At 60.5% G+C, this 8,395-nt stretch carries 4 protein-coding genes and 8 pseudogenes; 4 read left to right on the top strand and 8 right to left on the bottom strand.

The features are described from left to right. Positions 1 to 275: 275 nt before the first annotated feature. From NKH02_RS33580 to NKH02_RS33570, 3 genes and pseudogenes are all read right to left on the bottom strand, one after another. Positions 276 to 536: pseudogene (locus NKH02_RS33580) on the bottom strand (IS110 family transposase); the annotation flags it as partial. A gap of 268 nt (positions 537 to 804) precedes the next feature. Further along, positions 805 to 1,866 (bottom strand): IS110 family RNA-guided transposase, encoded by a 1,062-nt coding sequence (locus tag NKH02_RS33575; protein ID WP_352884087.1) that lies wholly within the window; start codon positions 1,864 to 1,866, stop codon positions 805 to 807. Positions 1,867 to 1,924: 58 nt separating this feature from the next. Next, positions 1,925 to 2,734: pseudogene (locus NKH02_RS33570) on the bottom strand (IS110 family RNA-guided transposase); the annotation flags it as partial. Positions 2,735 to 2,839: 105 nt separating this feature from the next. Between NKH02_RS33570 and NKH02_RS33565 the strand changes: the two are divergent. Next, a pseudogene (locus NKH02_RS33565) lies at positions 2,840 to 3,586 on the top strand (ISNCY family transposase); the annotation flags it as partial. 318 nt (positions 3,587 to 3,904) lie between these two features. On the opposite strand, the gene NKH02_RS33560 reads toward NKH02_RS33565, so the two are convergent. From NKH02_RS33560 to NKH02_RS33545, 4 genes and pseudogenes are all read right to left on the bottom strand, one after another. Next, positions 3,905 to 4,318, bottom strand: coding sequence for a DUF2267 domain-containing protein (locus tag NKH02_RS33560; protein ID WP_352884085.1), 414 nt, complete (start codon positions 4,316 to 4,318; stop codon positions 3,905 to 3,907). A 452-nt stretch (positions 4,319 to 4,770) separates the two neighbouring features. Next, positions 4,771 to 5,697, bottom strand: coding sequence for a 2-oxoglutarate and iron-dependent oxygenase domain-containing protein (locus NKH02_RS33555; RefSeq protein ID WP_352884082.1), 927 nt, complete (start codon positions 5,695 to 5,697; stop codon positions 4,771 to 4,773). Between the two features lie 941 nt (positions 5,698 to 6,638). Then, positions 6,639 to 6,957: pseudogene (locus tag NKH02_RS33550) on the bottom strand (transposase); the annotation flags it as partial. A 6-nt stretch (positions 6,958 to 6,963) separates the two neighbouring features. Next, positions 6,964 to 7,121 (bottom strand): annotated as a pseudogene (locus NKH02_RS33545) (IS21 family transposase); the annotation flags it as partial. Between the two features lie 39 nt (positions 7,122 to 7,160). On the opposite strand from NKH02_RS33545, the pseudogene NKH02_RS33540 reads away from it, so the two are divergent. Further along, positions 7,161 to 7,354: pseudogene (locus tag NKH02_RS33540) on the top strand (transposase); the annotation flags it as partial. 238 nt (positions 7,355 to 7,592) lie between these two features. On the opposite strand, the pseudogene NKH02_RS33535 reads toward NKH02_RS33540, so the two are convergent. Next, a pseudogene (locus NKH02_RS33535) lies at positions 7,593 to 7,857 on the bottom strand (transposase); the annotation flags it as partial. Here NKH02_RS33535 and NKH02_RS33530 point away from each other — a divergent pair. After that, on the top strand, positions 7,779 to 8,114 hold the full coding sequence (locus NKH02_RS33530; RefSeq protein ID WP_352884079.1) for a tyrosine-type recombinase/integrase: 336 nt from the start codon (positions 7,779 to 7,781) through the stop codon (positions 8,112 to 8,114). The pseudogene NKH02_RS33535 and the gene NKH02_RS33530 sit on opposite strands and share 79 nt — an antisense overlap. A 10-nt stretch (positions 8,115 to 8,124) precedes the next feature. Then, a pseudogene (locus tag NKH02_RS33525) lies at positions 8,125 to 8,319 on the top strand (transposase zinc-binding domain-containing protein); the annotation flags it as partial. Positions 8,320 to 8,395: the final 76 nt, after the last annotated feature.

The raw sequence follows: 8,395 nt of genomic DNA, 5'->3' as shown, positions 1-8,395 counted from the left end.
TTCTCTGATCGTAGGAGGTGAGATAGCAGGCGCCTGAGATGCTTGGTTAGTGCCCATTGGCTTGCTCCTTTAGTGCGTGATCTAGCCGGGCCGCCGCATGATGGGGTCAGGAGAGCGAGGCGTCTCAATCTGTTGAGCGACCTTGGGAGAATCTATCCAGGATCTAGCCTGCCAACGAGATCGCCTTGCCCATCGTCCCCACGGGAACGATCCGGATCACCCTCTCGGGTAAATCACTGTCTGTATGTTCCTCTTCGTTTATCTGTTGTCCTATTTCATGCCGACGCGGGGCCGCCGGCTTCCTTGCCAAAGCGGAACGCGGTCGCATCGCTCCACATGCGATGCAGGATGACGGCGAGCTTGCGGGCAACCGCGACCCGGGCTATCGCCATACCGCGCCGTTTGGCGACATTCATGCCCCACGCCCTGAGGCTTGACCACTTCTTGCTGAGCACAAGCAGCGAATGCGCCGCCTCATAGAGGGCCGTGCGGGCGAGTTCGTCGCCGCATCGGCTGACCTTGCCCTGAATGTCCTCTGTGGATGGCTCCCGCGATGCAAGAGGTAATTCGACATTATGGCGCGTTGGTCGGGTGCAGTCTTCTGTCCGGCCTGTTGATGCAGCCATTCGAGGCTGCTGGCCCTGATGGGGTCGGCGAACTGGGTCCCAATCTGCTTATCAGGCTATGATGCCTCGGACATTCGACGGGTTGTCCCTGTTCCCGGCCTGACCGGTCTCGCCATCACATCGCGTCGCTCTCACAACCTCATGGAGCCGATCGATCGGCTCGAACTGTTCTCTGCCCTTAAAATTTCATCCTCTTCGAACCTTGCGCCGCAAGGCTCGCGGCATGGCGAGCTTGATAGGTTTCGCCGCGCGCCATGATCGCCCACACCACGCGGGCCATCTTGTTTGCCATGGCTACGCTTGCCACGCGCGCTGGCTTCCTGGCGAGCAACGCGAGGAGGCGCGGATCCGCAGCCTCGGGCTTATGCCTTGCCCGTCGGGTCAGAGAGGTCGCGCCGATCACCAGGAGCTTTCTCAGATACCGGTCGCCCATCTTGGTGATGTGCCCGAGACGGTCCTTTCCGCCGCTCGAGTTTTGCGAAGGTGTCAGCCCAAGCCAGGCGGCGAACTCTCGACCCGAGCGGAACTGTCCCGGATCGGCAACGGATGCAGCCAACGCTGTAGCCCCTACCGGACCGATACCGGGGATCGTCGACAAGCGTCGTGCGACGTCGTCGGTTCGTTGGAGGGCACTGATCGAACGGTCGATCGCCTGGAGACGAACATGGGTGTCGAGCACCTGCCCGCACAGGAGACCGAGAACCTGCGTTGCCATTGCCGGCACTTCCGGCGTCGCTTCCTTCGCGGCGATCTGGTGCGCCAGCCTGAGCGCCCGCTCCAAACCTTGAGGAATGTCGATGCCGAACTCAGCCAACAAGCCGCGGATCATGTTCACGAGTTGCGTGCGCTGCTTGACCAGAAGATTGCGTGTGCGGTGAAGCGACAGGGCCGCCTGTTGCTCGGCCGACTTCATCGCCACGAAGCGCATGGTCGGGCGTGTCACCGCTTCGCAGATCGCTTCCGCGTCCACCGCATCATTCTTGCCGCGCTTCACATAAGGCTTCACGTAGCTCGGCGGCATCAAGCGGACCTCATGGCCGAGCTCCGTCAGTTCTCGAGCCCAGTGATGTGACGTCCCGCAGGCCTCGATCCCGATCAGGCAGCGCGGTAGCTTGGCGAAGAACGGCAGAACTTGCGATCGGCGCAGTGCCTTGCGCACAACAACGTCTCCAGACGCGTCGACGGCGTGAACTTGAAAAATGCGCTTGGCCAGATCGAGGCCCACGGTGGTAATCTGCATGGCGGATGGCTCCTTTGCTCGGGTTGCCTGACAGCAAACCCACTGTGGCACTCAGATGCCGGGAGCGGGAGCCATCCACCTCATCTGTTTCACCGGATTGATAACGTGCCGGGGTCAAGCCCAGATGCGCACCCACATCCCTTAACCGGCGAAAGCGGTCCGGCTGATCGATCGTGGCACGGAAGGCGAGCGCGGTGATCGGCCCGACGCCGGGCGCGCTCATCAGCCGCCGACAGACTTGCTCCTTGCGGGCGATGTCGAGAACCTGCTTTGTCAGTCGCCCGAACTCGCGCAACATCGTGGCTACGATCGCCAGGAGCGGCTCGACCAGCGCCATGACGATATTGTCAGCACCAATGAGCTCGCGCACGCGATCGGCGAAGGCTGCACGGCTTGGCTTGCCAAGCTTGAGGCCGGCCTCCCGAAGAATCGACCTGACCACGTTCTCGATCGTCCGCATTTCGTTGAGGACCGTGCGTCGAGCGACGAGGAGGGAACGCCAGAGCCGACACTGCTGGCTTTTCACATGCACCTGTCGGTACCAGCCGGTGCGCATGATCTGCGCTAGGGCGCGTGCGTCACTCCGATCCGTCTTGTTCGGCATCGTCTTCATCGCTGCTTTGGCCTGTCGGGTTTCAATGCAGATGGCCGGCCATCCTTCGGCGCGGATACCATCATAAAGCCAGGCCGCCAGCGAGCAGGCTTCCAGTCCGATGCGTTCAAGCGGCAGATCGACTTTCCGAAGGGCATGATGAAGCGCCTGTGGTTCACTCGCCGCCCGCCCTTCCTTCACAATCCGGCCGCTCTCATGGACGACGCAGATGGCGGTCTCTTCCAAAGACACATCCAGTCCGGCAAAATACTTCATGGCTGCTCCTTCCTGATGTTTGTGGCGATCTACATCGACCACGTTCTCACATCCCGACAGGAGCAGCCGCCCTCATTTCAGCTCGGGGCCCACCCCAATCACCCCAGCACCGTCACCGCGGCGCTGATCCACGGGCCGAGCGACAGCAGCCTGTTGTGGGATGCCGTGCGGGCGATGGTGCGCTTGTGTTGCAGCAGGCGGATGCACTGGGCAGCGCCATCCCATGGCACGATCATTGACTCGTGGCGAAGAAGCGGCCCGGACGATCAAATATGCCCGCGGCCGCCCCAAACGGGTCAAGCATCGCCGCGAGCTGCTCAAGATCACCCGCAAAACCCTGGGCTATGTCGAGCAGGCGGCGGCATAGTTGCCCGCGTAGGCCCGGCCGGCGAACTGTGGCAGGCCCAGATCCGCCACTACCGGCCGCTGATTGAACATAACATCGCCCAGACACAGCGGCGGGGTCCTGGCTTCGGCGCAGGCCGGCGACAAGCTGATCAGCTTGCCGGAGCCGCATGCCGACATCAGCGTCAAGGGCAGCCGCGACGTCGATCACGGCCACAAGCTCAATTTGACCACCGGCCGAAGCCGGCTGATCTTTGACCTCGTAGCCGGAAACCCGGTCGACAGCGAGCGGTTCTTGCCGATGCTGGAGCGCCATATCGCCGTCTGGGAGCAGGCGCCGCGGCAGGCGGCTGCCGACGGCGGCTATACCAGCCGCGAAAAACTGGGCCGGGCCAAGGCCTATGCGCGACATGGCCTTCCACAAGAAGCGGCCTCAAGGTCGAAGACTTGGTCAAAAGCAATTGGGTCTATCGCAAGCTGCGCAACTTCCGCGCCGGCATCGAGGCCATCAGGGGGAAATCTGCAGGTCTCCATTGGCTGTTCGGTATCCAAGGTCTGAGCCCGTTCAGGACGCGCGTCGTTTCCGAGCACGCCCAAACTCACATTCGGTCGCCGTTCAATTCGGCTGCACCATCATCCCGCATGCTGCGGACAGGCTCTGGAAGACGAGACCTTCTTCACTGCGGCAGTTCAGGCCATACCCTACGCCGCCGAATGGCTGAGCTACTCGACCCTCATCGAAGCTTTTGTTGTGGACTTGTCGGGGAAGCTTGGTCAAAATTGGTTTCCTGGTCGAAGGCCCCAGCGGGGGGCAGTACGTCTGTCTCAGACTGGCCAAAGGTCATGCAGCACTCTTGGAGTTGTGGCCTTGGCCTCTTCCATCTCTGCTGCAGACAAACGGTCCGCGAATTGGCCGAGGACCGAGCGCGCAACCTCTTCCGGGTCCGCTGCCGGGTCACAGTGGACGCCGTCGTGGATCCGGTCGAGAAACGAATTTCGGTTTCTGCTTATGGCGGGTTGGCCGGGATGCCAGCCCTCGTAGTAAAAGCCGCGCAGTAGGGCTGGCAACTGTGCGCCCATGTAAACGGCCTCGTCGCGATCCAGGCAGTCGCGTAGGGCGTGCAGCGTTGCAATTAGGGCTTGGTAGACCTGCTCGCGATCATGCCAGCGAAGCCTCCACATCAGATCGCTGATCCAATTCTGCGTACCTTGCAATGCGTTGTTGAGATCATGGCGCATGCACATAAGCATTCTCCTGTCCTTGAAGGTTGTCAGGATCAGATTACTCTAATGTCGAAATGCCGCTCGTCGGCCTGATGCAGGCCAATCTGGTCAGGCGGCACTAGCGCCGGAGATGACCAAAAACGGCTTCCGTTTGCGGCGGATGTGCCGATGCCAGAAGCATGATGCCTTTGGTCCATGTTGCTAAATTTGGGAAGTCGGCCTTGCGCTCTCGGAGCACATTCCAGAGGCAAGCCTAACCCCGTGATTCCCACGGCTACCGTGTGATCTCGTGCGGCCACAATTCAAACGATGGTACAACATAAGCGCGCTTCATCCCGAGGCGTGTTGCGGACCTCCAAGCCATACGCGCGAGGGCGGGTCGAATTAACGGGAGGTCTCCCAACGCACCATGCCGCGGTGCGCCGCATCGTCGCCCTAATTTGCGCACGCTTGAGAAAACCGAACATTTATTGCAACTCTCGGGCGCGTCCGGCGCCATTCCCGGTTTCAATTAACTCCATGTTGCGCAGCATCATTTCCGCGGCACTGAAGGCGCGCCCTTGCGGCGAAGTCAGGTGAGCGTCGACGTCGGGATAGATAAAGAAGGGAAGCGAAATTCGGTCAGTCTGACCACTGTGCGCGACCTGATGTGGCGTACTCTTGAAGCGGTTGTCGCTCAGTGCCTGAAGCATGTCGCCCAAATTGACCACGAGACTGTCGGGCAGGCTCGGCACTGGCGTCCAGCGCCCCCGGAACCACACTTGCAAGGACCGCGTGGGGAGTTCCTCCTGCAGCAGCAGCGTGAAGAAGCCACCATCGGTGTGCTTGGCGCACGTGCCGCCGCGAGCTGGATAGCGGATCACGCGTTGCCCGAGCGTCGGTGGGCTGAAATGGCGTTGGAACCAGCCCTGTTCCATATCGATCAGGTCGGCAAGCGCGGTCCCGAGTTGCGGGACGACCCGGTTGAGCACGGTAGCCTGCAAAGCAAGCAGGCTTCGCGTGAAACCAGGAGCCAAGGCGTCATCCGGAAAACGCGTGCTTCCGGCAAACGGACGCCGGTCGCCTTCATTCTCGATTCCGAGGTCGAACACTTCCTTTGGATCGCCGCCGACCTCGGGATGTAGCATCTCGCCGTGCAAGGGACTGTATCCACGGGCGGTAGTGGGATGCACGATTTGAGAGGCGTGACCGTAGCGTTCCTTGATCGACTGTGGCAACGCGAAGAACCGCCGGGAAGCCTCGATGGCTTGTGCGATCTGTTCCTTCGGGATGCCGTGCTCGACAAGGTAGAAGAACCCATACTCCTGGCAGGCCATTTGCAGGCACTGGCGCTCTTCATGTCGCGTTGCGTCGGCTGTCAGTTTCGCCAGTGAAATTTGTGGTAGAGTGGTCATATTCGCTCTCCGTTGGTGATTTGGCCTTATGGGCTCCTGAAAAACCTAGTGTCCGCATCCTTATCGGCGATGCATCTGCCGTCGCTTAAAGTGTGCCGGCATAGATACGCCCGCATCCTGCGCAGGCGGCGCATCTCGTCATTAAACGATGTGGCCTCCACATAGCTCTTGCGAGTGCTTGCGATGACAAATCCGCTCGGGCGCGTGACGCGAGCCAGTTCGCGGAGCCAATCCGGCCGGACATGCCGAAGACGCCACCGCAGCCCGTGATCTCATAGTCGCCCCTGAAGTACGGCGAGCGGCCTAGTAAGGTAGAAGTCGCTGGCAATGGCGGCACGCTGGCTTTTCCGAACTTTACGCCATCTCTTCCACAGCGCTTATATAATTGATAGTTGATATTTGGCGTCTTCTGACAGTTAAAGCTATGGCGATTCTGGCGTTTTACATCCTGTTTCTGAACCATATATCAGATTTGCGCCGGTGACGACACAAAAAAAGTGAAAATTCGTGAAGGAATAATTGCGCTATATTAAGTGTGTATCACAAATTTTTGCTTATTTGCCAAGATAAATAAAGTGATGTGGAGAGGAAGCGCCTATAACTGCTTAGCGAAGCCTGTTTGAGGATACGCCGAAAATGGGCCGGAACTCGTTCTCAGAGTCCTCTTTGATTGGGGGTCGTCGCGGTCAAGCTGCTCCTGTTCTTTTTCCGGATCGTATCGTCCTCGGGTCACGCGCTTCTCTTCGCGGTCGGCGCTGGGCCGCCGCATGATGGGTTCAGGAGAGCACGGCGTCTCAATCTATTTCACGGCCTTGCCGCGCTTGGGCCGGCAGGTTCGGGACTCTCAACGAGATCGCCTTGCCCATCGTCCCCACGGAACGGTCTGGTATCATCCTTGCGGGCGAAGCTGTATTTCTTGCTCCTCCAGTTTTCGTCTCATTTCATGCCGTCGCTGCGCAGACCGGCTGCTTGCCGTAGCGGAACTCGGTCGTATCGACCCACATGCGATGCAGGATGACGGCGAGCTTGCGGGCGACTGCGACCCAAGCTCGCGCCATGCCGCGTCGCATGGCGATGTTCATGCCCCATCCTCTGAGGCTCGACCGTTTCTTGGAGCGCACAAGCAGTGTGTGGGCGGCCTCATAAAGCGCGGTGCGAGCAAGTTCGTCGCCGCATCGGCTGATCTTGCCCTGGATGTCGGTCTGCGCCCGACTGGCAGCGCGCCGGCGTCAGGCCGAGATGCGCGCCGCCATTTTTCGATCGCCAAGTCGCCTCCGCATAGGTGAAGCTGGAGGCCCGAGCACCGCCACGAAGATCTCCGCCTCGCGGATCTCACCGGTCTTGCGATCAACAATCGGGATCTTCTTGCCGGAATAGTCGACGAAGACCTTGTCGCCGGCGGCATGCTCCTGGCGCATCGTCGGCGAAGGCCGCTGCTCGAAGCTTCTATAGAGCTCACATGCGTCATCGATGATCCCATCAACGGCGCAAATTTTGCGGCCGGGGTCGAGCAGTTCCTCGTGCCGACGCTCTCGCCCCGGTGACATCGTCATGGACAATCTTGGCAGCCACAAGGCGCAAGCCATTCGTCGTGCCATTCGCCGCGGCAGGAGCCAAGCTCTTCTACCTGCCACCCTACAGCCCAGACCTCAACCCGTGTATGGATGGCTCCTGCGGGTCAAGGGTGTCGGATCGGATTTGGCGAACGGATCGGTTGCGGCCATGTATACGGCGTCTGATTTGCAGCGAGATCGCTGCGCGCCCTGATGAATATCCGCTTGGAGAACAGGTCCCACTCAATCGAGCGCGCTCGAGGCGCTTCGGATTGATCGGGGTGTCCTGGTTCTTCGTCTCCGTTGTTTGCCATCACCTCACTGACCATTCCGGAGAGCCTGTCAGGCTGCCTGAGGCTCGTAGCGCGATCCGTCCCTAAGGACTGCGAAGATTGTTCTTGCCATGCGATGCGCAAGGCGATGGCGACGACGTTCGTTTTCTTCCGGATCAGCATGCTCGATAGCCATCCGACCCCGGCTCGCGCTTGAGTCTACGTCTGAGCATGATCTGTGGTCTGAGCATGATCTGTGCCATGGCGCCGAGGTACAGCAATCGTCGGATATAATGATTGCCCATCTTCGAGATCCGGCCCACCCTCTGCTTGCCTACAGACCTTGGGGATCGCCTGTCGAGCAGCCTGCGAGTCCCTGGGCGTTGAGAAGCGGGTGACGGTGCACACCCTTCGCCACAGCTTCGCCACCCACCTTTTGGAAGCCGGCACGGACATAAGGATCATTCAGGTGCTGCTGGGCCATCGCAGCCTGGCGACGACGACACTATACGCCCAGGTCTCAACGGCTGTGATCGGCCAGACCGCCAGTCCTTTTGACCAACTCCACATGGAGATCACGCCGTCCGGCTGAGCCGCGCGCCATGCGCCCGGATCTGGAAGTGGCGGATGTATTCCACCGTCACGGGGCTGATTATCGCCGCGACCATGCCGGCCATCTCGGGCGTGTCGAGCGCCGGGTCATGGCCGCGGTGGAGGCGTGCCGGACCGCGGCCCTGGGCGGTCACGCCGAACAGTGCACCGGCTGCGGCCTCGTGCGGCAAGCCTATAATTCCTGCCTTATGGGCAGATCCAGTAATGGGGAGTTGGCGGCGACTTGATCGCGCTCTTGTGTCCGCCGTCGCCAACCCGGCT

Origin of the sequence: Mesorhizobium sp. M1396 (assembly GCF_040317725.1) — a bacterium.
In the GTDB taxonomy this organism is placed as follows: domain Bacteria; phylum Pseudomonadota; class Alphaproteobacteria; order Rhizobiales; family Rhizobiaceae; genus Mesorhizobium.
The sequence above is the reverse complement of the archived record's forward strand: the minus strand, read 5'-3'. Positions and strand labels throughout refer to the sequence as shown.